At 67.3% G+C, this 25,000-nt stretch carries 22 protein-coding genes; 10 read left to right on the top strand and 12 right to left on the bottom strand.

Translation table 11 applies throughout. The annotated features are described in order from the left end of the window. Positions 1-38: 38 nt before the first annotated feature. Positions 39-494 carry an Hsp20/alpha crystallin family protein gene (locus OHA88_RS04655; RefSeq protein WP_328624340.1) on the top strand — a complete coding sequence of 152 codons (456 nt, stop codon included), beginning with the start codon at positions 39-41 and terminating at the stop codon, positions 492-494. A gap of 420 nt (positions 495-914) precedes the next feature. After that, positions 915-3,599, top strand: a complete 2,685-nt coding sequence (locus OHA88_RS04650; RefSeq protein ID WP_328624339.1) for a cation-translocating P-type ATPase — start codon at positions 915-917, stop codon at positions 3,597-3,599. A gap of 144 nt (positions 3,600-3,743) precedes the next feature. On the opposite strand, the gene OHA88_RS04645 is transcribed toward OHA88_RS04650, so the two are convergent. From OHA88_RS04645 to OHA88_RS04620, 6 genes are all read right to left on the bottom strand, one after another. Beyond that, positions 3,744-4,619 carry a universal stress protein gene (locus tag OHA88_RS04645; protein ID WP_328624338.1) on the bottom strand — a complete coding sequence of 292 codons (876 nt, stop codon included), beginning with the start codon at positions 4,617-4,619 and terminating at the stop codon, positions 3,744-3,746. Between the two features lie 137 nt (positions 4,620-4,756). Continuing rightward, the gene (locus OHA88_RS04640; RefSeq protein WP_328624337.1) at positions 4,757-5,383 is read right to left on the bottom strand and encodes a CBS domain-containing protein; all 627 of its coding nucleotides are present in this window, start codon (positions 5,381-5,383) and stop codon (positions 4,757-4,759) included. Positions 5,384-5,395: 12 nt separating this feature from the next. Next, complete coding sequence (locus OHA88_RS04635) at positions 5,396-5,998, bottom strand: CBS domain-containing protein (protein ID WP_328624336.1); 603 nt, start codon at positions 5,996-5,998, stop codon at positions 5,396-5,398. Between the two features lie 241 nt (positions 5,999-6,239). After that, positions 6,240-6,929: a CBS domain-containing protein gene (locus OHA88_RS04630; RefSeq protein WP_328624335.1), complete on the bottom strand. Its 690-nt coding sequence runs from the start codon at positions 6,927-6,929 to the stop codon at positions 6,240-6,242. A 28-nt stretch (positions 6,930-6,957) separates the two neighbouring features. Then, complete coding sequence (locus OHA88_RS04625; RefSeq protein WP_328624334.1) at positions 6,958-7,827, bottom strand: universal stress protein; 870 nt, start codon at positions 7,825-7,827, stop codon at positions 6,958-6,960. Positions 7,828-7,955: 128 nt separating this feature from the next. Continuing rightward, on the bottom strand, positions 7,956-8,657 hold the full coding sequence (locus OHA88_RS04620; RefSeq protein ID WP_328624333.1) for a CBS domain-containing protein: 702 nt from the start codon (positions 8,655-8,657) through the stop codon (positions 7,956-7,958). A 271-nt stretch (positions 8,658-8,928) separates the two neighbouring features. Between OHA88_RS04620 and OHA88_RS04615 the strand changes: the two genes are divergently transcribed. Genes OHA88_RS04615 through OHA88_RS04605 form a run of 3 tightly spaced genes read left to right on the top strand, consistent with a single transcriptional unit; the run spans position 8,929 to position 13,297 of the window. Further along, complete coding sequence (locus tag OHA88_RS04615) at positions 8,929-9,831, top strand: universal stress protein (RefSeq protein WP_328624332.1); 903 nt, start codon at positions 8,929-8,931, stop codon at positions 9,829-9,831. Further along, positions 9,831-10,688 carry a universal stress protein gene (locus OHA88_RS04610; protein ID WP_328629590.1) on the top strand — a complete coding sequence of 286 codons (858 nt, stop codon included), beginning with the start codon at positions 9,831-9,833 and terminating at the stop codon, positions 10,686-10,688. The genes OHA88_RS04615 and OHA88_RS04610 overlap by 1 nt, the downstream gene beginning before the upstream one ends. Before the next feature lie 35 nt (positions 10,689-10,723). Then, positions 10,724-13,297, top strand: a complete 2,574-nt coding sequence (locus tag OHA88_RS04605) for a cation-translocating P-type ATPase (protein WP_328624331.1) — start codon at positions 10,724-10,726, stop codon at positions 13,295-13,297. A gap of 339 nt (positions 13,298-13,636) precedes the next feature. On the opposite strand, the gene OHA88_RS04600 is transcribed toward OHA88_RS04605, so the two are convergent. The 6 genes from OHA88_RS04600 to OHA88_RS04575 all read right to left on the bottom strand — a co-directional run bounded on the left by OHA88_RS04600 (position 13,637) and on the right by OHA88_RS04575 (position 20,045). Then, positions 13,637-15,334: a multicopper oxidase family protein gene (locus OHA88_RS04600; RefSeq protein ID WP_328624330.1), complete on the bottom strand. Its 1,698-nt coding sequence runs from the start codon at positions 15,332-15,334 to the stop codon at positions 13,637-13,639. Positions 15,335-15,974: 640 nt separating this feature from the next. After that, positions 15,975-16,598, bottom strand: coding sequence for a CBS domain-containing protein (locus OHA88_RS04595; protein WP_328624329.1), 624 nt, complete (start codon positions 16,596-16,598; stop codon positions 15,975-15,977). Between the two features lie 156 nt (positions 16,599-16,754). Further along, positions 16,755-18,101 (bottom strand): nicotinate phosphoribosyltransferase, encoded by a 1,347-nt coding sequence (locus tag OHA88_RS04590; RefSeq protein WP_328624328.1) that lies wholly within the window; start codon positions 18,099-18,101, stop codon positions 16,755-16,757. A gap of 27 nt (positions 18,102-18,128) precedes the next feature. Continuing rightward, positions 18,129-18,344 carry a hypothetical protein gene (locus OHA88_RS04585; RefSeq protein WP_328624327.1) on the bottom strand — a complete coding sequence of 72 codons (216 nt, stop codon included), beginning with the start codon at positions 18,342-18,344 and terminating at the stop codon, positions 18,129-18,131. Positions 18,345-18,389: 45 nt separating this feature from the next. Further along, the gene (gene ppk2, locus OHA88_RS04580; protein ID WP_328624326.1) at positions 18,390-19,211 is read right to left on the bottom strand and encodes a polyphosphate kinase 2; all 822 of its coding nucleotides are present in this window, start codon (positions 19,209-19,211) and stop codon (positions 18,390-18,392) included. Positions 19,212-19,541: 330 nt separating this feature from the next. Continuing rightward, on the bottom strand, positions 19,542-20,045 hold the full coding sequence (locus OHA88_RS04575) for a hydrogenase maturation protease (protein ID WP_328624325.1): 504 nt from the start codon (positions 20,043-20,045) through the stop codon (positions 19,542-19,544). Positions 20,046-20,225: 180 nt separating this feature from the next. On the opposite strand from OHA88_RS04575, the gene OHA88_RS04570 reads away from it, so the two are divergent. Genes OHA88_RS04570 through OHA88_RS04550 form a run of 5 tightly spaced genes read left to right on the top strand, consistent with a single transcriptional unit; the run spans position 20,226 to position 24,825 of the window. Beyond that, the gene (locus tag OHA88_RS04570) at positions 20,226-21,386 is read left to right on the top strand and encodes a 4Fe-4S dicluster domain-containing protein (protein WP_328624324.1); all 1,161 of its coding nucleotides are present in this window, start codon (positions 20,226-20,228) and stop codon (positions 21,384-21,386) included. Continuing rightward, a complete protein-coding gene (locus OHA88_RS04565; RefSeq protein WP_328624323.1) occupies positions 21,383-21,841 on the top strand; it encodes a Crp/Fnr family transcriptional regulator in 459 nt (152 codons plus the stop codon). Before OHA88_RS04570 ends, OHA88_RS04565 begins: the two co-directional genes overlap by 4 nt. A gap of 2 nt (positions 21,842-21,843) precedes the next feature. Further along, a complete protein-coding gene (locus tag OHA88_RS04560) occupies positions 21,844-22,677 on the top strand; it encodes an FAD/NAD(P)-binding protein (protein ID WP_328624322.1) in 834 nt (277 codons plus the stop codon). 1 nt (position 22,678) lies between these two features. Continuing rightward, positions 22,679-23,461, top strand: coding sequence for an oxidoreductase (locus OHA88_RS04555; RefSeq protein ID WP_328624321.1), 783 nt, complete (start codon positions 22,679-22,681; stop codon positions 23,459-23,461). Then, positions 23,458-24,825, top strand: a complete 1,368-nt coding sequence (locus tag OHA88_RS04550) for a Ni/Fe hydrogenase subunit alpha (RefSeq protein ID WP_328624320.1) — start codon at positions 23,458-23,460, stop codon at positions 24,823-24,825. The genes OHA88_RS04555 and OHA88_RS04550 overlap by 4 nt, the downstream gene beginning before the upstream one ends. Positions 24,826-25,000: the final 175 nt, after the last annotated feature.

The following is a 25,000-nucleotide window of genomic DNA, read 5'->3' as shown; positions in this document are numbered from 1 at the left end:
CAGAAGGCGCCGCCAAGGCGCTGGAGATGGAGGACACCATGTCCGGAACCCAGATGGAGCGCAGGCGCAGCCTCTTCCCCGACCTCATGGACTGGTTCGGAACCGACCTCCCCCGCTTCCCGATGTGGCGGCCGATGCCCGACGTCCACCCGATCCCGATCGAGGTGACCAACCAGGAGGGGCGGTACGTGCTGCGTGCCGAGCTTCCCGGGATGGACCCCGCGAAGGACATCCACATCACGGTCGAGGGCGACACGCTCACCGTCGGCGCCGAACACACCGAGAGCAAGGAGGAGAAGGAACACTCGGAGTTCCGTTACGGCTCCTTCCATCGCACCGTTCGCCTGCCGGCTCAGATTCCGTCCGACGGGGTCGAGGCGGAGTACGAGGACGGCATCCTCACCGTGCGCGTGGCGATGGAGCCCGAGATACCGGACACGGCACGCAGCATTCCCGTGAAGCGGGCCACAACCAGCGGTCACGACGAGTCGTGACGAATCTGCTGGTTTATCCGCGATGACGACCTCGACCCCATCGTGGTCCCGGCTCACCATCTGCGGCCGCATGACGGCCGACAGGCCGGGACCTGCCCGCTCGGACCCCGGTCCGCGCGGGCAGGATCCGGGTGCTCCGCAATACCGAACACATGCCGACCGGGGCCCATCGCATCAGCGCCGAGCGCCACTCCTCACTGAGCGGAGTCGCAGGGACGCAGTGCGGAGCCGCAAGATGCCCGATGTCAACTCGACCGGACCCGAACCGATGCAATCCCGGACCGTGACTGTACGTCCGCTGCGGCGGTTGTTCGACTGTCGCGCGAACGAGCTGCGACGCGCCGTTGACCGACAGTGCGGCCACGGGCACGTTGCACCCACGCTGGGCCGACCGGTCGCGGCGGGGGCCGGGAGCCGAAGATGACCGAGGCCGGCACCACCCGCCCAACCACCGGCCAGGGTCCGCTACTGAGCCCGGATCCACTGGAGCCGCTGCCCTTGCTGCGGCACGAACTCGGCACCGAGGCGCGTGGCCTTTCCACACGGGAGGCGGCCCGCCGCCTCGCCGTCTACGGCCCCAACGAGGTCCGCCGCAAGGCGAGGTCATCCTTGGGGCGTGAACTCGTCCGGCAGTTGGTGCACCCGCTCGCCCTGCTGCTCTGGGCGGCCGCAGCGCTGGCGTTCGTAGCCGACATCCCGGTGCTCGGCTGGGCCATCGTCGCCGTTGTCATCGTCAACGCAGGGTTTGCGCTCCTTCAGGAGCGGCAGGCCGAACAGGCGGTGGAGACCCTGGCCAAGTACTTGCCCGAGCAGGCCTTGGTGATCCGGGACGGCCGCCCGTCGGCCGTAGAGGCGAGGGACCTGGTGCCGGGCGACCTGGTCGTTCTCGAGGAGGGCGCCAAGGTCCCCGCCGACGCACGTCTGGCCGAGGGCGGCATCGAGGTCGACCTGTCGATGTTGACCGGCGAGTCCGCGCCGGCCGAACGCATCGCCGGTCCCGGACTCGTCGGGGCGCCCCTGCTGCAGGAGCCCAACCTCATCTTCAGTGGCACCACGTGCACGGGGGGCCGGGCCCAGGCGATTGTGTTCGCCACCGGCGACCACACAGAACTGGGACGCATCGCCGCGCTGAGCCAGCGCACTCGTCGCGACCCCAGTCCCCTGGAGAAGCAGGTCAAGAAGGTCGCCTGGCTCATTGCCGCCGTAGCGGTCGCCATGGGCGGGGTGTTCCTGATCGCCGGTGTTGCCGTGGGGCTGCCGCTGACCGACTCCCTCATGTTCGCGATCGGCCTGCTCGTCGCCAACGTGCCCGAGGGTTTGCTGCCGACCATCACCCTCGCACTCGCCGTCGGTGTGCGCGTACTCGCCCGCCAAGGGGCGGTGATCAAACGCCTGAGCGCCGTGGAGACGCTCGGATCCACGAACGTCATCTGTACCGACAAGACGGGTACTCTCACCCAGAACCGTATGAGGCTCCAGGCCGTGTGGACCCCTGAGCACGGTCGGGAAACCGGTCCCTGGGCGGGAGCCCTGGCGCGAACCAGCGCACTGTGTACCACCGTTACCCGCGACGCCGAGGGCGAACTGCACGGAGATCCCACGGAGATCGCTCTGATCGAGGGTGCCGCAGCCCACGCCGCTCCTGTCGACCTCGACCAGCGGGACACCGGGCGTCATGCCCTCTTCCACTTCGACCCACGGCTGCGCATGATGTCGGTCGTTCAGGGCGACGATTCGCAGGATCTGCACGTCATCGTCAAGGGCGCACCGGAATCGGTGTCCCGCTCCCTGTCCGACGGCCGCGCTGCAGCGGCGTTGGCTGCCGCGGACGAGCTCGCGCATGACGGCATGCGCGTGTTGGCTGTCGCCGGCCGTGAGGTGTCCTCAGGTTCTGAACTGCCGGTTCGGCGTCAGGACGCGGAGACGGATTTGCGGCTCGTGGGCCTTGTCGGCCTGTACGACCCGCCACGGCCCGAAGTCGCAGACGCCGTTCGCCGCTGTCACGAGGCCGGACTCCGCGTCCACATCGTCACCGGCGACAACGGGGCCACCGCCGCAGCAGTGGCCCGTGAAGTGGGCATCGGGGAACCGAGCCTGCACGTGGTAGCGCAGTCCGAGGCCATCGGCGACCACGAACTCGACCAGGTTCTGGCACACGGGAAGGCAGAGGTCGTCTTCGCGCGCTCCTCACCCGAGACCAAGCTGAAAGTTGCCGACACCCTGCGCGCCCACGGTCAGATCGTCGCCATGACAGGCGACGGCGTCAACGACGCCCCCGCCCTCCACCGGGCACACATCGGTGTCGCCATGGGCCGCTCCGGCACGGATGTCGCCCGTGAGGCGGCCACCATGGTGCTGACCGACGACAACTTCGCCACCATCGTCGATGCCATTGAGTCGGGACGTCGGGTCTATGACAACGTGCGTAAGTTCATCGTCTACATTTTTGCCCACCTCACTCCCGAAGTCGTCCCCTTCCTGGTGTTCGCGCTCTCTGCCGGAGCCATCCCACTGCCGCTGACCGTGCTGCAGATTCTGGCCATCGACCTCGGCACCGAGACTCTCCCGGCGCTCGCGCTGGGCCGCGAACGAGCAGAGCCGGGTGTCATGAGCCGCCCACCACGTCCGAGTTCGCAGGGAGTGATCTCGCGCGACATGCTTCTCCGTAGCTGGGGCCGACTCGGCGCGGTCTCCGCAGCTCTGATCATGACCGCCTTCTTCTATGTGCTGTGGCGGGCGGGCTGGCACCCCGGCAGTGCGACCGGCCCCGACACTGCACTGCACCACGCGTACATCACTGCGACCACCGCCACGTTCGCCGGTATCGTGACCTGCCAGGTCGGCACTGCGTTGGCCGCCCGCACCGACCACGCCGCGTTGCGAGACATCGGCCTGTTCACCAACCCCCTGCTCCTGGCCGGTATCGCCTTCGAGCTGGCCTTCACCGCAGTACTCGTCTATGTGCCGCTGTTTCAGGGGATGTTCGGTACGGCCGCCCTGCCCCCCGACGTCGTCGCTCTGATTGCCCTCTTCCCCGTCCTTGTCTGGGGCACGGACGAACTGCGGCGCTGGGCCCGACGCGCACACCGAAAAGCACAGTCCTGACGCATGTTCCGGAGCTTCACGTGCTCGCACGGTGTGTCCGTTGACGCTGCCAAGAACGTGAGGGGCTACTCATGCGGTCATGCGTGCCCGTTTCGCCCGCCGTGCAGCCCACCACGGTGTGCCGAGCTGCGGCGCTCCGGGACCCTACTCGTGAGCGATGACGGCGACGGGTGCGGTGGCGTGATGGAGGATCGCGTGAGTGATCGGTCCGATGTGTACGCCGATCGAGGACCGGCGGATGCGACGGCCGACGACTATGAGGCCTGCTTCAGAACCTGTCTCCAAGAGTTGCTCGGAGGCACGTCCGACTGTCACCTGTGCGTCGATGTCGACCGTCGGGTACTTTTCCCGCCAGGGCTTAAGCATGTTGTCCAGGCCGGTGTTCAGGCTTTGAGTGATCTGTGCATTGACTTCCGGGTTGTACGCGGATCCGGACCCCACCAGCGGGGGAAGCATCCAGCTGTGCAGAGCATGGAGTGTGCAGGCCCGCCGTGACGCCTCGTCGAATGCGAATGCGAGGAGATCGTCGCACGGTCGACTGATGTCGATGCCCACGACGATGTCGCGGTCCATGTGCCGCCCATGGACGTGCGGCGTCGCGTCCTCTGCCGCGCGCACCAGGACAATGGGCCGCTCCGTGGCCTGGATGACCGCCATGCCGACGGAACCGAGGACGAATCCCGTGAGGGTGCTCAGCCCTCGGGAGCCGAGGACGAGCATGCCCGCGCTCGCTGCCACACCGACCAGCGAGTCAGCCGGCCGACCATCGAACGCCTCAGTGGTGATGTCCAGTTGGGGGTGTTCCTCTCGAAGCTCGTCATAAGCCTCGCGCAGGAGGGCCTCCGTCCACTGGCGACGCACATCGGAACTGGCGGCCGGGATGGCGGGGGGCGCCGACCATTCTTCGGCATGGACAAGGTGCAGCGGCGCGCCGCGCAGGAGCGCCTCCCGAGCGGCCCAATGGGACGCCGCGACGCTTTCCGTGGTTCCGTCGAGGCCGACGACAATGCGTTGGTTCATGATGGCCTTCCGCGGATAGGGACTGGCTTGCGGTTGCGGGATTCGCCGCCTCCGTACATCTGAGGGAGGTGTTCCACTGCGGTGACGACCGCGGTGCTCATGAACTCGGTCACGTGTCGATGTGCCACGGTCTCCTCCTACCCCTGCGTGTCCGTCCGTGCATCGACCGGTATGTCGTCCCGCTCGTAGTTGAGCCGATTGATCACGTCCACGACTCCGTCGACGCCACGGCACAGACGCAGGATGATGGGGACGAGGCTGCGCCGCCCCACGGTGCCGCTGAGGGTCACGAGACCGTCGGTGACCTCGACGGTCAGCGACGAGGGGCTGAGCCGGAGTGTGTGCGTCAGGACATCTTCGAGGATCTCTTCCTGGATCGCATGGTCCCTGCGCAGGAAGAGTTGCAGGAGGTCGCTGCGGCTCAGGACGCCGATCAGTCGGCGTTCGCTGTCGACGACGGGCAGTCTCTTGATCTTGTGATTCTCCATGACGCGGGCCGCGCGGACGACGCTCCATTCGGGGGCCGCAGTGATCGCCGGGTGACTCATGAGATCGACGGCGGTGTTCGCACGGCTCGTGGAGATGCGGTTGCGGAGCAGGTCGGCTTCGGAGACGACGCCTACGGGACATTCGTTCTCGTCCACGACGGGCACGGCGGTGATGTCGAACTCGTCGAGGACCCGGGCGATTTCCTTGAACGTGGTGCCGCGCTGGACGCTTACGACCGTCGGCGTCATGAGGTCGAAGACTCTGCGATGCCTCATCGTCCCTCTCCTTCAGGCGGGGACTTCGACGTCGAGCCGGGCCGTCACGTCCACGACTCCGGGCACCGTACGCGCGACCCGTACCAGCACATCGTTGAGCGATGGGTCGGGGATGCAGCCGTCCGGATGGACGACACCGTCGGCCACGTGGACGCGCACGGCCGCCGAGCCGGCCGGGATCAGCTCAGCCATGATCAACTCGCGAAGTTCCGCGGCGATGTCCTCGTCCGGGCGGAGGTAGATCTTCAGAAGGTCACCCCGGCTGACCAGGCCGACCAGGCGGCCGTCGTCGTCGACGACCGGCAGCCGCTTGAGGTGGCCGCGGGCCATCAGCCGAGCGGCACCCGCGATGCTTGCATACCGGGTCACCGTCACGGCAGGTACGGTCATGAGTTGGCCGGCGGAGACGGCGCGGGACTCGTCCCCACCTTGTGCCTTGAGCAGGAGGTCTGCTTCGGAGACCATGCCGACGACTCGCCCCTCGTCCGTCAGGACCGGCAGAGCGCTGATCCGCCATTGCCGCATGGTCTTCACAATGTCCTTGAACGGCGTTCTGCGGTTCGCCGAGATAACGGCATGCGTCATCACGTCGTCGACGGTGCGCAGATGTTTCATGATTACTCCAAGAACAACGGGCCCTATATGTCCGAGCGTCGACATCATTGCTTGTCGGCGGTAGGACCACCCGGGGTCCACCGGGGACCGGTTGGCCCTGTTGTCCTGGCGCGATGGGTGCTTTCATGAAATTGACGGAAAGAGTCATTGCCAGGATGCGGAGAAGCGGCTGGCGGCCGTGCACCGCACGATCGGGATCCGCGAGAAGCGGGCGGCTCTTTCCGTCCCATTGCGTGAGCGCTCAGTTGTCGACGTCGCGCGCTGGATCGAGGCCCGGCGATAGATCGTCCACGGCGCATTCGAGGGACTGGTCGACGCTGACGACACCATCGACGGAAAGACACAGGTGTTCAATAATCGGAATGGTTGAGCGTTCCTCAACCCTGCCGCTCAGGGTGACGATCCCTTCCTGCACGGTTACTGTCACGCCCCCTGGCGTCATGCGGAGAGTTCGACCCAGCACCTCGTCGACTATCTCATCGCGTATGGCATCGTCGCGGCGGAGCATGGGGCGCAGCAAGTCGGAGCGGCTGACTATGCCCACGAGTGTGCCCGTGTCGTCGATCACCGGAAGGCGTTTGATACCGCGCGTGTGCAGGAAGCGGGCTGTTTCGACGATGCCCCAGTCAGGCCGGGCCGTCAGTACGGGCGTGGACATCAGATCGCCGGCCGTGCGGGCGTCCATGGTGTGACGGTCCACAGCGGCCGTCTCGCGCATTTGGTCACGACCCTCTGTGTCCGGCAGCCCGGCTTGCCTGCGGAGCAGGTCGGCTTCGGAGATGATTCCGATGGGGTGATGACGGGTGTCCACGACGGGCAGAGCCGACACATCGTTGTAGTCGAGGCTCCAGGCGACCGACTTGAGTGTTGCCTCGGGGCCGGCCGTGGCCACGTCCCGGGTCATGACTTCGGAGACAGTGCGGTGCAACATGGTCCGATTTCCCTTTCGTTCAGGGCCGTCAGCCGTGGGCAATGACGGCCACGGGGGCTGCGGCATGATGCAGGACGGCATGGGCGACCGGCCCGAGATGTGCACCCAGAGGGGACCGGCGAAGGTGCCGGCCGACAACGACGAGGTCCGCGCCTGCCGAGGCCTGGACGAGGTGAGGGCCCGCGGGTCCCATGAGCGCCACCTGGTCGGCGCTCACCGACGGGAATGTGCGGCGCCAGGGCCGCAGTAGTTCGTCCAACATCTGCGTGACATTCCGACGCGCTTCCCGTTCGTTGTCGGGGTCGACGTCGGGGAAGGACCTATAGGCGCGAGGGAGCTGCCAGCTGTGAATCGCCCGCAAGGCGCAACTTCGAAGGGCGGCCTCTTCGAAGGCAAAGGCCAGAACCTTGTCGGGTGCGTCGTGGATGTCGACCCCCACGACCATCTCCCCGTACTGGGTTGGTGCGGCGTCCTCCGGTTCGTCCGCCGCCCGTACGAGGGTCACCGGCGTTTCGGTGGCTACGAGGGTAGGTGTGCCCACCGTGCCGACGAGGAAGCCCAGCAGACCGCCCAGGCCGCGGGAACCGAGGACGAGCAGGTCGGCATCGACCGCTTCGACGGCCAGGGCGGCGGCCGGTCTGCCGGACAGGTGTCGGGTGGTTATCTCCAGATTCGGGTGCCGACGACGCACATCCTGCAATGCCTCGGCGAGCGCCTCATCGGCCCATCGGTCGGCCGTTTCGCAGTCCAATCGCGGAATGGCTGGGCTGATGGGCCAGTCGATCACGTGGACGAGCCTCAGCGGCACCTCCCGCAAGGACGCCTCTTGGGCACCCCAAACGGCGGCCGCCCGGCTCTCTGGGGAGCCGTCGACGCCGACGGTCACGAGGTGCTTCATGCCGCAAACCTCCCGCTCGCAGCTCTGCTGTCATCCACTCTCAGTGTGGCCCGCGGGCCAGGAGCGGAGGAGGGGCCATGTGGCCCGTTGCGGGGCCGATCAGCCCCTCTGTGTCTTGGGCATGCGTCTCACCGCTCTCCGGCCAGCCCATGCGCGGCATACCGTGCGGGAGCGGGTACGGGGTCATCGGCGTGTGCAGTCACCTGGCCCATGACCGCGACCACCCCGTCGAGTTGTTCGACAAGGCGTGTCAGGATCGCAATCTGGCTCCGGTTCTCCAACCGGCCTTCCAGAGTGACAACGCCGTCCATCACATGGACGGCGACCGCGTCGGTTTCGAGCCCCATGGTGCCCACAACTACGTCCTCGATGATGCGTAGTCGTATCTCCGCATCGGGTCGCAGAAACAGGCGGAGCAGATCCCGCCTCGTGACGATACCGACGAGCCGGTCCTCGTCGTCGACGACCGGGAGTCTCTCCACGCCCCGGCGTGCCATCAGCCGGGCGGCGTCCGCAGCGGTCTCCTCCGCGCGGACAGTTACCGCCGGCGTTGACATGACCTCAGCAGCGGTGACTTCTGCGCCCAAGGACGAGACCGTGGTCCAAGGGGCGGCGTCAGGAGCGCCGCTTCTCATCGGATGTCCCGCCGCCTGCCGGCTCAGCAGGTCGCTCTCGGAGACCACGCCGACAACCCGGTCCTCGTCGTCGAGCACAGGCAGTCCGCTGATGTTGTGCTGTGCAAGCAGCTTCGCGACCTCCTTGAAGGAGGTGACCGAGAGGACCGAGACGACCTCGTCGGTCATCAGGTCGCCCACTTTGATGTGCTTCATGGAGGCACCTCCTGCCGTCTCGCCGACCCGCACGGACGTAATGCCGGAGGCCGTTCAGAAACCACGATCCACCGGGCCGTACCGAAGTAAGGAGGGCCGAATGGGTCTCAGCCGGGACCGGTCGGACCGGCTCGGGTGTTCGGGCAGGGCAAGATTCCCTCGAAAGGGACCATTGGGCCCCGGGCGGTCCTGAGCGGCCCTCCACATGCGGGGCCCCGCGGTGCCAGCGTGAGAGCTGACCCTTTTTGCGGGCTCTCGGTGAGGAGGAACCATGGAAGGCACCACTGGCAGCCTGGATCTGGGTGCCGTCATCGTCGGCGTCGATGGTTCCAAGCCGGCTCGGCGGGCAGCGTTGTGGGCGGCGGCCGAGGCTGCACGCCGTGACAGTCCGCTGCACATCGTCCACGCGGCCGACACGGACAGCCGGTTTCTCTACCTTTCAGTGGAGAGCATCGAGCGTGTACGCAACGCGGGCCACGAGCTGCTGCAGGACACTGCCGCCGCGATCAGGGACCAGTATCCCGGCGTGCACATCACCACAGAACTCAGCCGCAGTTCCGCCGTCCCCAGCCTGCACCGAACCGCCGGCCTTCGCGGAACTGTCGTGGTGGGGAACCGGGGTCTCGGCGGGTTCGAATCCCTCATGCTCGGATCCGTCGGTCTGAAGGTTGCTGCAGGTGCCACGACGCCCGTGATCGTGGTCAGGGGCGTTGAGAAGGAGGGCGAGGTCGGAGTCGTGCTCGCCGCGGTCCGTGACGAGCACGACGGCGAATGCGCCCGGTACGCGGCGCGCGAAGCCGAGCTCCGCCATGCATCGCTGCGACTGTTGCACGTGTGGAACGTACTGGAGTCCGCCGGACGAGCCGTGACCATGCTCGACGACGTTGAAGGAATCGCCGGCGAACAGGTTCACCAACTGACGGCTGTGGCGGACGGGATCCGCAACGAATTCCCGGCCCTGACCGTGCAGGCGGATGCTGAGGGAAGTCTCACCGTGGCCGGAGTTCTGGTCGAGACATCCCATCACGCGGATCTGCTGGTGATGGGCGGGCGGCGGTCACCCGGTTACATCGGACGCACCCTTGGGCGGACGACGCACAGTCTCCTGCACCACGCGCACTGTCCGGTGCAACTCATTCCACGGCACGGTCCCGGACACGGGAGTGAGTCGTGATGGGCGCAGCTGAACGCCGCGAGCTCGTCGTCGGCATCGATCCGGCCCAGGATTGGCACCTGCCATTGGCCTGGGCGGCGGACGAGGCCCATCGACGCGGGCTGGAGCTTCGGCTCGTAGTGGCCGTACCTCCACAACACGACACGCAGCATTGCGATGACGGCCCGCGCAGAATGTCCATGCTCCAATCCGGGTCGAAAGCTCTCGATGCAGGTGCCGACTGGGCCCGGGCGCGCCATCCGCAACTGCAGCCGGTCACCGATCTGCTCGACGGCTTGCCGGCTTCCGTGATTGCCCGACTGTCCGAGCAGGCCCGGATGATCGTCCTCGGATCCCGACACCTGAACCGTACGACGGAGTACTTCAGCGCCGGCTCCCTCGTCGTCCCCGTCACCGCCCAGGCACGTTGTCCCGTGGTGGTCGTGGGCGATGCGGAGCACGTCACCCAACAGCCGACTTACCTGGTCGTGGGAATTGACGGCAGCGAGTCCTCGAAGGCGGCGCTGGGGCTGGCGTTCGAGGAGGCCGACTTCCGCGGGGCTGCGCTCCGCGCCGTCTCGGTGTGGCAGCCGCCCGTGATCACGCTGCACGACGCGAAGGCCGCCGTGCAGGCTCAGCGACGGATGCTCTCCGAGACCACAGCAGGCTGGTCGCTGAAGCACCCGGACGTGCACCTGGCCCACGAGGTGCCGACCGGACATCCGGTGGAGGAGCTCGCCAGGGCGTCCGAGCACGCGCTGGCTGTCGTCGTGGGCCGCCGCGGCCGGGGCGGCTACACGGGCATGCGGCTCGGCTCAGTTGTCCACGGACTGCTGCACCGCGCGCACTGCCCGGTGATCACAGTTCCCCTCGTGTGAAGCCTCATCGTGATGACCACCCCGGACGCGGACGAGTGCCAGTAGAGGAGCCCAGCGGGCTGAGCGGGGCGGAGGCCGAGCGCCGTCTGGCCGAGCACGGCCGCAACGAGGTGGCAGAGGTACGGAGCGCACCTCTGTACAGCCGAGTCATTGCGCAGCTCGGTGATCCGCTGATCATGGTGTTGCTCGGTGCGGCACTGCTGACGATTGTGATCGGCGACCACGCGGATGCGGTGGTCATCGGTCTGGTGATCGTCTTCAACACGACGGTGGGGGTCGCGCAGGAGATCCGCGCCGACCACGCCGTGGCAGCTCTGTCGGCGATGTCGGCACCGAGCGCTCGTGTTCTGCGGGACGGCTCAGCACGCGAGATTGCCGCAGCGGTTGTGGTGCCCGGTGACGTACTGCTGCTCGGCGAAGGCGACATCGTCGCTGCCGACGCAGAGCTCATCGAGGCATCCGCCCTACTCATCGACGAATCCATGCTTACCGGGGAGTCCGTCCCTGTCGACAAGGATGCCGGCGCGCCACTGGGCGCCGGGACTGTCGTGGTCCGCGGACGGGGCGTCGCGACGGTCACAGCCATCGGCGCCGAAAGTGCGCTCGGCCGTATCGCCGCACTCCTCGACGGCGCACGCGAGCCGACACCACTACAGCGCCGTCTCGCCTCCCTGGGGCGCATCCTGGCTGCCGTCACGCTGGGACTCTGCCTGGTGGTCTTCGTCCTCGGGCTTGCACGCGGCCTGCCGGCCGGCACCATGGCCGTGACGGCGATCAGCCTGGCCGTCGCGGCGGTCCCCGAGTCCCTGCCGGCCGTCGTGACCCTCGCGCTGGCGCTGGGTGCCCGGCGTATGGCGGCCCGGCACGCCCTCGTACGCAGGCTCCCGGCCGTGGAAACGCTCGGCTCCGTGATGGTGCTGGCCACCGACAAGACCGGAACCCTCACCGAAGGCCGCATGGTGGTCCAGCACGTATGGACGCCGCGGCTCGCGGCGGATTTCTTCGGAGTGGGTTACGAACCGTACGGAGACATCCAGGTCGATGGCAGGCGGCCGACGCCTGCTGAACTGGGCCCCGTGCGGGACCTGCTGACGGCGGCTTCGTTGTGCAATGACGCCGCCCTGCGGCCACCGCAGGATCACACCGCCAATGAGGACCGGTGGACTGCGGTCGGTGACCCCATGGAAGCCGCTCTCTTGGCGGCAGCAGCCAAAGCGGGTTGTGCGGATCAGGCGGAAATCAGGCGGCTGTACCCGAGGAGGTGGGAAGCGCCGTTCGACAGCCTCCGCAAGCGCATGACCACGGTGCACCGAATGTCTTCAGGTGCTCTGCTGGTGTGCTTGAAAGGCGCGCCGGAAGTGGTCCTCGACGTGTCTGTGCTCGCCAACCGAAAAGACGTATTGATGGGCGCGCGACAACAGGCGTCGATCCTTGCCTCCCGCGGGTTCCGGGTGCTCGCCGTTGCGTCCACCGAGCGGCGGAACGAACCGAGCAGCGCGGCCACAGCTGAGACGGGCCTGCGGCTGCTGGGCCTCGTCGCCATCAGCGATCCCCCGAAACCTGCGGCGGCCGCCACTCTCGCGGCCTGCCGTGCAGCGGGGATTACACCAGTCCTTATTACGGGCGATCACCCCGCCACAGCACGCGCGGTGGCCGCTCGCGTGGGACTCATTGACAGAGACAGCGGTGACGAATCGGTGCTCAGTGGCCCTGATCTGGCATCGGGGCGCGTGGTCGACCTCACCACAGCACGGGTGTTCGCCCGGACGAACCCGCAGCAGAAGCTGGATATCGTCGACGCCTGGCGTACTCGAGGCGCGGTCACGGCCATGACCGGCGACGGCGTCAACGACGGCCCGGCCCTGCGCCGGGCCGACATCGGTGTGGCGATGGGGAAGCGGGGAACGGAGGTCGCACGACAGGCGGCCGACCTCGTCCTCACCGATGATGACCTGTCGACCGTGGTCGCGGCCGTCGAGGAAGGCCGGCGCGTCTACGACAACATCCGGCGCTTCCTCGTCTACGGCCTGGCCGGCGGTGCTGCGGAGATCCTCGTCATGCTGGTCGGTCCCCTTGTCGGACTCCCGCTGCCGCTCCGGGCCGGCCAAATCCTGTGGATCAATCTGCTGACCCATGGTCTGACGGGTGTGGCCATGGGCGCAGAGCCGGCCTCCCCGGACGCCATGCACAGGCCACCGCGGCCACCCGCCCAGCACATCCTCGGCGCCGGAGCCTGGCAGCGACTCGCCGTGCTGGCCACGGTCGTCACCGCGGTCTGTCTGGCGGCAGGCGTTGTCGCACGTGCCTGGGACCTTCCATGGCAGAGCGTCCTGTTCCTGTCGCTGCTCGGCGCACAACTCGGCGTCGTCCTGGGCCTGCGGGCGCGTCTGCTGACCCGGCAGAACCTCTTCCTCCCCCTGGCTGTACTCGCGTCCGCCCTGCTGGCGCTGGCGGCCCTGTACGCTCAGCCGCTGCGGTCGGTCCTGGAGACCGAGCCGCTCGGTTGGTCCGGGGTCGCGCTTGCGACGGCCGCCTTCATGTGTGGCTATCTGGCCGCTCGGATCACACGACACGCATTCCGGGAAAAGAAGGCCGCGGAGGCGAAGTGATGAGACTGGTGCGAGTCTGTCAAGAACCCGCCTGATGAGGCACCCCACGCACTCGGTTGCCGCCCGCCCAGCATCGAGGGCCGGGCAGAGCGAACACCGACACCTGGCCCACAGGGCGGGAGTCAACCAGCCCGCACTCGCACGGACTGACCAGGTGCTTGAACACCATCGACTGTGCCAGGCCGGACTGGTCGACCAGATCCACCATCCTCGCTGTGCCGCACGAGCTTCAACCGGCCGGTCACCAGCGACCGGAACAAGGTGCCGGTTCGACAGGCCGAGTGAACGAATCATCACCGCTATAGAGCGATGGCAGCTCAAGGCGAGATGTTCTGGCGTTCAGGGAGGGCCGACACGGTATGGCCGCATCATCTCGTTGTCCTCGTGTTCCAGCATGTGGCAGTGCCACACATACTGTCCCGCCCGGTCGAAGGTGGCCTTGACCCGAGTGATGGCGTGCGGATAGGCGATCACCGTGTCCTTGAAACCGCTCTCCCCGGGCTCTGGAGGTCTTGCGCTGTGCCCGGTGCTCTGCCGGTCGACGACCTGAAACTGAACCTCGTGGATGTGGATCGGGTGGGCATCGCCGGTGGAGTTATGTATTTCCCAGATCTCGGTCGCCCCGAGTGCCGGGTTCTCCGTGATGGGGTCATCCCATCCCAGGGGGGTCCGGTTTCCGTTCCGGTCCACGGTGCCGAGCATTACCACGCGGGGACCCACACCCCGCAGGACCGCGGAGTTCTGCTCCTGCAAGGACACCTGCCGCGTGTGGCTCGCTGGACCCAACGGTTCGAACGGCGGAAGGGCGAGGCGGGCGGGGGGTACGGTCCGGTCCGGCGTAGCGAGCGGTCGTGACACCGTGAATTTCATGACCTGTCCAGTGGTCCCGGGCGCCGCCGGCCGGAAGTCTGTGCCCGCTCGCCCACCCTTGAACGGCTCGTCGGGGCCCTCGTTGATGAGGTACAGATCAGTGCCGACCGGGATCGAGGTGAAGTCGACGATGACGTCGGCGCGTTCGGCCGGGGCGGTGAGCAGTTGGTCGCGCTGCACAGGTGCGGGCAGGAAGCCTCCCTCCGAACCGATCTGCCAGAAGGGGAGCACCGGGGCTGCGGGACGAACGGCCATCGGGTCGGTGACGATCTTCAGGATCAAGAAGCGTGCGTTGCAGCCGTTGAGGAACCGCAGGCGGTAGCGGCGCGGCTCGACGGAGAGAGCGGGCCAGGTACGGCCGTTGGTCACCATCGTGTTGCCGAAGAACTCCGGGTTCCAGATGGGAGAGATGTCACTGCCGGGGATGTAGGGACCGGTGAAGTGGTCGAAGGATGCGCGACTCGCCGGGTAGAACAGGCTGCCGTCGGTGGAGAACGACCGGTCCTGGATGACGACCGGGATCTCGTAGTAGTGCCTCCCCGGGGGGTCACCGAGCTTCGGTGCCGGCCCCGGAAGCACACCGCTCGGAAGGTCGGCAGGCCCGCCACGCAGGAGGTAGAAGCCCGCCAGCCCCGCGTAGACGTTCAGCCGAGTGACCCCCAGGGCATGGTCATGGAACCAGGAGGTGGCGGCACGCTCCTGGTTGGCGTACTGGAATACGGCGGTTCCTGGCTCCCAGGCTGCATTGAACTGGTCCTCGAATATCATCTTGAACTGTTCATAGAAGGAGCCCACCCGTGCATATCCGTCGGGGATGTCGGATGCACGGGGTAGATACCACGCCTCGGGGTAGCCGTCGCTCTCCTGCGTGTTGTGCCCCCCGTGCAGGTGGGTCACGATCGGCACGGGCCCGGTATAGGGGCCGGGTGTCGAGGTGAAGGTCGGTCGGGCATCACGCCATGAAATGCCGCCTTCAGGGTTGGCCCAGTGCAGTGTGGGGTCTACCGGCAGCAGGTGCGGCAGATGGTTGCCGTGGCGGTCGAGCAGCTGGTTCACCCACGTGACCTGTATGGCCCGGCCGAAGGCCGCCTCGACGGTGCATGACGGGTAGGCGAAGCTTCCCGGATGCCGGGTCGACCCGTACCCCCACACCGTCGTGGCAGGCATACCGGCTGGCAGAATTTGCTGCCGAAACTGCCGAACACCGATCGTGTAGTGATCGACGTGTCCTGCCTCGTCCCTCTCGGCCCAGGGCATGACTGACGGGACGGCGAGCTCGGTGACGTACTTGTTGATTGTCGTCGGGTCCAGGACGCGACTGGGGAACCCCGGCCAGGCCGGCGTGGAGGCAGGCCCGGCTGGGAGGAAGAGGCAGGTTCCGCCGCCTAGGCCAGCCTTGATGAATTGGCGCCTTGTGGCCATCTGAGTCCTCCTGGACACGGCCCCCCATCGGCTGTAGTCCCAGAAACCGTTCCAGTGTTTCGGACACAACGAGGAAGAGCCACTCGGAACGTCGCGGGCCGAGATCTTCGTGCAAGTGCAGCGTTTCAGGTCGCCCGGATCTCCACCCCGTGGCGTTCACGGCGCATCGCCTACGACTGTGGCGACAGTCGGCTTGATAAAGGAGACTGGTACGGCCCGGCCACGTTTCAGCAGCAGCGCAGTCACGACACTGCCCCCGCAGCGTGGAGGTCGAGTCTCCACTCCGCCGGAGGAACTTCACTCAGTCGATACCCCTGCTGAGTCGCGACCACCCGCACGGCGGAGCCGGACCGGCTGCTGCAGGACGCAGCGCCTGGGGGGAGCTTCAGACAAGCTCCATGCGCACGTCCACGACGCCTTCGACCGCGCGAACGGCCCGAGCGAGAAGCGGCACCAGAGAACGGTTCTGGAGAGGCCCTCGCAGGGTGACGACACCATCCAGCACCGAGAAGTCCAGCTCGACCGGGGGAACGAGCTCCGCGACAACAGCGGAGCGGATCTCCTCGTCGATCTCCTCGTCCGGGCGCAGGAACACCTTCAGTAGGTCGCTGCGGCTCACGACACCCTCCAGCATGTCGAGGCTGTTCACGACGGGCAGACGCTTCACCCGCTTGCGCGCCATGATGCGGGCGGCCTCGGCGAGCGTGGCATCGGGGTGGACGGTGACGGCGGGACTCGACATCAGCTCCTCGGCCAGCACCGCGTCGGCTTTGGATGCCTCCTCGAGCTGGTCGGGCAGCTTCGGCTCATCCTGCCGGAATTCCTCCTTCGGCAGCAGGTCCGCCTCGGAGACAACCCCGACGACACGGCCCTCGCCTTCGAGTACCGGCACTGCGCTGACCTTCCACTGGTGCATCAGCTCGACGATCTCCTTGTACGAGGCCTCGCGGCCGATGGCCACGGCCGTGTGGGTCATGACGTCGCTGACGATGTACCGGGATGCAGTCATGGGGTGCTCCTCGGGCGGGGCTATTGCAGCGGCGCGGCGGCGTTCATCACGGACAACTGCCGCTACCGTGAGGGGCGTAAAGGCCAGAGAGACGGATCCGAGAGACCTGCAATCGGTTGGCGAGAACAATGGATTGTGCGTGGTGGTGAGATCGAATCAAATGACTTCGCCCGCGTCCGTTATCAGATTCTTCTTGATATATCCGCGGACATGTGCCGCGAGTGAGCTGAGGAGCCCTGAGAGTTCCGCCTTCGGCGCGACGGGTGCCCATATGGTGCGGGCCCCGGGTGGCAGTGCCGCGAGGTCAGTGGCGAACCTTTGCCGGGCTGTGTCCAGCTCTGTGCGTTCCGAAACGCGTCGGCCCTCCCGCATGACCGACTCCAGCAGCGGGACGCCATCCGGAGGCGGCGGTTCATCGATGAGAGCTATGAGATCCGCGTATCCCGGCCTTCGGAACACCTGCTTGCGCCCCGGCGCCGTCACCTTGGCCGAAGAAAGCTTCATTACCGGCCGACCGTCGTACTCGACCAGCTTGTACGCGGAATCCAGGTAAGGGGCATCCGCGGAGACGCCAATCCGGGTCCCGACGGCGTACGTATCAATCGGCGCTCCGGAGCCGACCAGACTGTCCACGGCGAACTCGTCGAGACCACCACTCGCCACGATGCGTGTCTCCTGTAGACCGGCGGCATCAAGGATCGTCCGAGCCCGAACGGACAAGGCTCCGAGGTCACCGCTGTCCAGCCGTATGGCACACCCCGGACCGAGCCCCAGATCGCGCAGCACGCGTGCCGCCGTCGCCACGCCCGTCACGGTGTCGTAGGTGTCCACCAGGAGTGTCACAGGGCCTGGATGGGACCGGGCGAAGGCCCGGAACGCGTCCTCCTCAAGACCGAATGCCTCGATGTACGAGTGGGCCATCGTGCCGACTGCGGACAGGCCCTCGGCGTGAGCCGCCGCAACATTGCTGGTTCCGGCGAAGCCGACCATGGCACCCAGCCGAGCGGCCCGGTGTCCGGCTTCAATGCCATGAGTGCGCCGCAGGGAGAAGTCCACCACCTGGTGTCCGTCGGCGGCCAGGACGCACCGGGCGCATTTGGAGGCGATGGCGGTCTGGTGGTTGAGCTGGTTAATTACGTAGGTTTCAACCAGCTGGGCCTGCGGAAGGGGCGCAGTGATTTCCAGCAGGGGTTCGCCGGCCAGCACGATGTGCCCTTCGGGCACTGCCCGGACCTCACCACTGAATTCCAGGCCGAGCAGTGGTGCCAGATCCTCGGGCCGTCGTCCCATCACAGAGGCGAAGACATCCACGTCATCCGCGTCCACACGATAGGCGGAGAGGAAGTCGAGGACTGATTCCAGCCCGGCACAGACAAGAAAGCCCCGGTCCGGAGGCAGGTTGCGCACGAACAGACTGAACGTCGCCGAACCGGTCATGCCCTCGCTCAGATACGACTGGGCCATCGTGACCTCGTAGAGGTCGGTGCTCGTGGCATTCGACATCGACGGCACCTTCCCGCCCTGTACGGTTCACGCGCCCGGCTGCCTGCTTCCTCCCTCTCTACTATCGGCCTCCGGCGCCCCGTGGGCCAGCCAGGCGCCAGGCGGCGCCCAGTGAACCGCGTGCCACCGCTGCTGCAGCAGCGGTGGCACGTCATGGGTGGGGCCCAGACGGATCGTGAAGAGGCCTTCTTGACAGCCGCCAAAGTACTCGCCCAGGGTCTCCAGCTCGACCGAGTCGTACATGCCCTACTCCACCACTGTCCTGACCGTGTAGGACACCTTCCCGCCTCACTTTCCTAGTACCGAGGCGTGGTCGGGGACGTACGTCTGAAGGTCCCTCGGCGGCCGCTGGTACCCGCTGGCCGGCGGCCGCCGAGGAATTTCGATCACCGGTGGAGCGACTGTCTCGTACGGCACGGATGACAGAAGATGGGCGATCATGTTCAGCCTTGCCCGGCGTTTGTCGTCGCTCTCGACTACATACCAGGGAGCCTCCGAGATGTCCGTATGGACGAACATCTCGTCCTTTGCACGGGAGTAGGCCTCCCAGCGGCTGATCGATTCCAGGTCCATCTGCGAGAGCTTCCATCGGCGGGTGGGATCCTGCAGCCGGCGTCGAAACCGTTCCTCCTGCACGGCGTCACTCACCGAGAACCAGTACTTGCGCAACAGAATGCCGTCCTCCACCAGCATCCGCTCGAAGATCGGGCACTGGCGAAGGAACCGCTGGTGTTCCTCCATGGTGCAGAAACCCATGACGCGCTCGACGCCCGCGCGGTTGTACCAGCTCCGGTCGAGGAGGACCACTTCCCCTGCAGCTGGAAGATGCTCGGCGTACCGCTGGAAGTACCACTGGCTGCGCTCGCGCTCGGTGGGCCGCGGCAGCGCGACGATGCGTGCTACCCGGGGATTGAGGTGTTCAGTGACGCGTTTGATCGTGCTGCCCTTGCCGGCCGCGTCACGTCCCTCGAACACCACGACGAGCCGTGCGCCTTCGGCCCGTACCCACTCCTGGAGCTTCACGAGCTCGGTCTGGAGTCGGTACAGCTCCGGCTCGTACAGCGAGCGCCGCAGCTTTCCGGGCTTGCCTGTGCCTTTCTCGTCTGCCATGGGATGACGTTACGGAGGGGACCATGCTCGAAGTCAAGCGTCAGCGCCGAACGGGCTTTGCTGCGCGGACCCGGTACGGCGTGCTCGATGAGGCAGGTCGGCGAGCGGATCGGTTTCACACTGCTCCGACAGGTCCGCGAACGACTTGGGTAGATGGCAGACGACGAGTGTCACCGTGGCCGTAGGACTGGTGGGTGTGGTGCATCCGCCGGCTGAGGGTTGTGGGAGCGTGGCCGGGGGTGCGCCGGGGGACCGGGGTGCGGAAGCGCTCTGGCGTAGGAGATGGCGGCCCGAAAGGGAACGTACACGTAGCACGCAGCCAGTTCGTGCCTATCGGCTGCCGGCAGAACCCACGTGCAGCGCGATTTCTTCCGCGATCCATTCGGTGAGCGGCTCCACGATGGCTGCGACGGGTGCTGACAGGCCAGTGCCCAGGCTGCTGTCGGCTCCCTCGATGGCGTAGACGACCAGTTGTCCAGGAAGGCGGTCCAGTTCACGGGCGAGTTCGACGGCGTCGCCGAGCCCGAGCCCGTGGGAACTCGTCGCACTGCCTGTCTGCGACAGCTGCCCACCATCCGGTTTCAGGCGATGTAGCCGACCGGGATGCCCGGGATGTGCATGTGCGGCGTCCACCACGATGGCGAGGTCGACGTCTTCCCACAGGGCGATCAGTCGGGCGGGGTCACCGTCGCACACCAGAAGGGCGGTCGCACTCGGCAGTGGCCGTTCCGCGGCTCGTTCTGCCAGCCGGGCCACGACGGCCCAGCCCACACCGTCGTCGTGGCGGAACTCGTTCCCGACGCCGATGACGGCGATCCGCGTAGTGAGGTTCACGCGCTTGCCCCTTCCCGCCGGACAGGCTCGCCAGTTGTACCGGGTCCGCGCGGGGGCCGTACGGGGTGTCGGACACAGCCACCTGGACCACGCAGGGGCCGGTCGGCCCATGCCGGGCAGCAGGTCCGTGCGCATACTGGCCGGGAAGGCATCATCGGCGGCAGCGTCGGAAGGTTGGCGATGGCGGACGACGGCGGCACGGCCGCGGTGATCGGCAAGGACGGCCTGGACGCGCTGATCACGGTCCTGGCCGGGCGCGGCCGTACGGTCGTGGGACCGACCGTCCGCGACGGGGCGATCGTCCTGTCCGAGATCTCCGGCGGTGCGGAACTCCCCTACGGCTGGGGAGTCGAGTTGGAGGCAGGCGTCTACCGGCTGCGTGCCCGCGAGGACGGCGCCGTGTTCGCGCACAGCGCGGGCCCTCAGTCCTGGAAGACGTTTCTGCATCCGCCGCGGGAGCGGCAGTGGACCGCCGATCGCGGTGCCGACGGCGAGCTGATGGTGACCGAGGACCGGACATCACCGTCGTCGTACGCGTTCCTCGGTGTGCGCCCCTGCGACCTGCGGGCCATCGCAATTCAGGACCGGGTGCTGACCGGCGGGCAGTACAACGACCCGGCGTACCGTGGGCGACGTGAGCGGGCCTTCTTGGTGGCGGCGGAGTGCACCGAGCCGGGTGCCACCTGCTTCTGCGTGTCCATGGGGACCGGGCCGGCCGTGGGGCCCGGCTACGACCTGGCGCTGACCGAGGTGCTCGATTCCGACGGCCACCGCTTCCTGGTGCGGATCGGGAGCGAGGAGGGAGCGTCGGTCCTGGCCGAGCTGCCCCAGGGTCCCGCCGACGCCGCGACTCGGACCGCGGCGAGTGAGCGTGTCGCCGACGCGGCGGATCGCATGGGCCGCAGCATGCCGTTGGTGGACCTGCAGATGCTGATGCGCGAGACGCTCACAGCCGAGCGCTGGGACGACGTCGCGGCCCGCTGTCTGACCTGCGGAAACTGCACCATGGTCTGCCCGACCTGCTTCTGCACCACCACCGAGGACGTCACGGACCTCACCGGTGAACACGCCGAGCGGTGGCGGCGCTGGGAGTCCTGCTTCGACCTGGATTTCTCCCACCTGCAGGCGGGTCCGGTCCGCAACTCCTCGCGTAGCCGCTACCGGCAGTGGGCCACCCACAAACTCGGCACTTGGTACGACCAGTTCGACAGCTCCGGGTGCGTCGGCTGTGGGCGCTGCATCGTGTGGTGCCCGGTCGGAATCGACATCACCGAGGAGGCCCATGCGCTGAACCTGGAACGGGAGGCCGCCCGGCAGGAGCCGAGGGAGGGTCCGCAATGACCGTTGTTCGCCACGGGTTTCTCGGGGCTCTGTCGCCCGGCCACCGCGAGCGGCTGGTCACGTTCGCCCACGATGTTTCCTTCCCCGGCGGCACCCGCATCTTCGACGAGGACGGTGTCGCCGACCGGTTCTGGATCATCCATTCCGGGCTCGTTGCGCTCGACGTTCACGTTCCGGCCCGGCGCGAAGCAGTCCTGGAGACCCTTGGTGAAGGCGATCTGCTGGGCTGGTCCTGGCTGTTCGAGCCGTACCGCTGGCACCTCGGCGCGCAGGCCCGCAGCGCAGTGTCGGCGTCAGAGTTCGACGCGGAGCGGGTCCGAGCCGCGTGCGAGGAGGATCCGTCGTTCGGCTTGGCGTTGACCAACTGCGTTGCGCAGGTGATCGCACGGCGGCTGAAGGCCACCCGATTCCGCCTGCTCGACCTGTACGGTCCCCCCGACGCCGGTGAGTCGTGATCATGGCATACGCAACATTGACTCCTCGGCCGGGAACCGTCCCTGTTCCGTACCGGGTGGTGGAACGTGAGGCCGAGACGCCCGACACCGCCACGATCGTCCTGGAACCGGTCCGCTCGACCCTGCAGCCCTTCACTCCTGGGCAGTTTGCGATGGTGTACGCCTTCGGTGTCGGCGACATCCCGTTGTCGGTCTCCGGGATCGACGGGCACCGGCTGACGCACACCGTCCGCACGGTCGGAGCGGTCTCCGGCGCGCTGCACAGGCTGCGGCGTGGTGACACGGTCGGAGTGCGCGGACCGTTCGGCACCGGTTGGGAACTACCCGCCGCAGTTGGGAACGACCTGCTCGTCGTAGCTGGAGGTATCGGTCTGGCGCCGCTGCGCCCGCTCGTACGCGACGCGCTCGCCACCGCCGAGTGCTACGGACGGCTGAACGTCCTCATCGGAGCGCGCACGCCTCACGAGCTGCTCTACACCGAGGACGTTCGCGGCTGGCAGTCGGCTGCCCGGGTCTTGACCACCGTGGACCGCGCGGACCCGCTGTGGCAGGGCGAGGTCGGCGTCGTCACGACCCTGCTCGACCGGGCCGCCTTCGGTCCCGCAGCGTCGGCGGCGTTCATCTGCGGCCCCGAGCCGATGATTCGCGCCACCGCCGGCGAACTGGTGCACCGCGGCGTCGATCCGGAGCTGATTCAGGTCTCGCTGGAACGCAATGTGCACTGTGCCACTGGCCACTGCGGGCACTGCCAGCTCGGCCCCCTCCTGCTCTGCCGCGACGGCCCCGTCGTCAGCTGGAGCAAGGCCCAACCCCTCCTCATGGTCAGGGAGTTGTGACATGACCGCGAGCGATCGTCCGAAACTCGCCGTCTGGAAGTTCGCCTCCTGCGACGGATGCCAACTCACTTTGCTGGACTGCGAGGACGAACTCCTCGGCATCGCCGAGAGGGTGGAGATCTCACACTTCCTGGAGGCTTCCAGCGCCGACGCGCCGGGCCCGTACGACCTGTCGCTGATCGAGGGATCGGTGACCACCCAGCAGGACGTCGACCGGGCCCAGCACATCCGGGCCGTCTCCAAGCGGTTGGTGACCATCGGGGCGTGCGCGACCGCAGGTGGCGTCCAGGCGCTGCGCAACTACGCGGACGTCGCTGACTTCCAGGCTGCCGTCTATGCCAGACCGGACTACATCGAGACCCTCGCCACCTCCACACCCATCAGCGCCCATGTCCCGGTGGACTTCGAACTGCGCGGCTGCCCCATCGACCGAGGACAACTGGTGGAGGTCATCACCGCCTACCTGGCCGAACGCAGACCCGACGTACCCGCGCACAGCGTCTGCTTCGAGTGCAAGCAGCGCGGCACGGTCTGTGTGACGGTCGCCCACGGTACACCCTGCCTGGGTCCGGTCACCCACGCCGGATGCGGTGCGATCTGCCCCGCGTACGGGCGCGGCTGTTACGGCTGCTTCGGCCCGTCCAACTCGACCAACTTCCCCTCGTTCATTCCCCTCCTGCGCCGCGATGGCATGGACACTCTCGACGTGGTGCGGGTGCTGCGAACCTTCAATACCGCCGCTCCTGAGTTCGACACGGCCTCCCGGAAGGAACTGGAAGAGTGACCCACCGCGGCTCAAGAGTGTTGAAAGTCGGATCGCTCGCCCGCGTCGAGGGTGAGGGCGCACTGTATCTGCGCATGGACGGCGGCAGGGTTGCAGAGGCCCGGCTGGCGATCTACGAACCGCCACGCTTCTTCGAGGCGTTCCTGCGCGGACGCTCCTACGCCGAGCCGCCCGACATCACCTCCCGGGTGTGCGGGATCTGCCCGGTCGCGTACCAGATGAGCGCCTGCCGAGCGATCGAGGACGCCTGTGGCGTCGTCGTGGACGGGCAGCTGGCGGCGCTGCGCCGGCTGCTCTACTGCGGTGAATGGATCGAGAGCCAGACGCTGCACATCTACCTTCTCCACGCGCCCGACTTCTTCGGCTGCGACAGCGCCATCGACCTTGCACGCAGCCGGCGCGCCGACATTGAACGCGGCCTTCGGCTCAAGCAGGCCGGCAACGCGATCCTGGAACTGCTGGGCGGCCGGGCGATCCACCCGGTCAATGTCCGCCTCGGTGGCTTCCACCGCATCCCGACCACGACCGAACTGCGCCCGCTGGCCGATCGGTTGCGCCGGGCCCGGGACGACGCGGCCCAAACCGTCCGTTGGGTGGCCGGCTTCGAGTTCCCTGACGCCGGTTGTGACAACGACCTGTTCGCACTGTCCGAGCCCGGCACCTACGCCATCGAGTCCGGTACCCCGACCGTCATGCCCGCGCCGCACTCCGCCTGTCTTACCCCCGAATCCGACCGCGCGCTGCCCACCCGTACCTTTGAGGTCCACGATTTCGGCGCCCACGTCGCCGAGAGCCAGGTACCTCACTCCACCGCCCTCCACTCCCTGCTGGACAACCGCCGCCATCTCACCGGCTCACTCGCCCGGTACGCCATCAGCGGCCGCTGGCTGTCCCCGATCGCCCTCCAGGCCGCCCACGACGCCGGACTCGGCGACCCCCGGCAGGGCACCGTCTGTCGAAACCCCTTCCGCAGTATCATCGTCCGAGCGGTTGAGGTGCTCTACGCGGTCGACGAGGCACTGCGGATCATCGACGCCTACGAACCCCCGCCGCACCCCTACGTCGGCGTGCCCTCACGAGCCGGTACCGGGCATGGAGCGACTGAGGCGCCGCGCGGTCTCTTGTACCACCGGTACACCCTCGATTCCGAAGGGACCGTCACCGACGCCAGCCTTGTCCCGCCGACCGCGCAGAACCTGGGTGCGGTCGAGGAGGACCTCCGCCGAATCGTGCAGGAACGCCTGGGAGACGGCGATCCCACCGACGCGGAACTGACCGCCCTGTGTGAACGGGCGGTCCGCAATCACGACCCGTGCATCTCATGCTCGGCCCACTTCCTCAATCTCACCGTCGAGCGGACCTGAAAGCCGAACAAGGGAGGTGCGTGAATCGGCATGCCAACTTACTGGCCCAACGTAGGTCGCCTCGTCGACGTAGCTCGCTGGGCCGTACAGCAACAGCCGCCCCAGGTCAGCCGCACCCGCGAACTGGGCAGACAGCAGGGCAATGCCGTACGGCACGCATCGGGGCCGCGTACAG

This window comes from Streptomyces sp. NBC_00353, assembly GCF_036108815.1.
GTDB lineage: Bacteria > Actinomycetota > Actinomycetes > Streptomycetales > Streptomycetaceae > Streptomyces.
The sequence above is the reverse complement of the archived record's forward strand: the minus strand, read 5'-3'. Positions and strand labels throughout refer to the sequence as shown.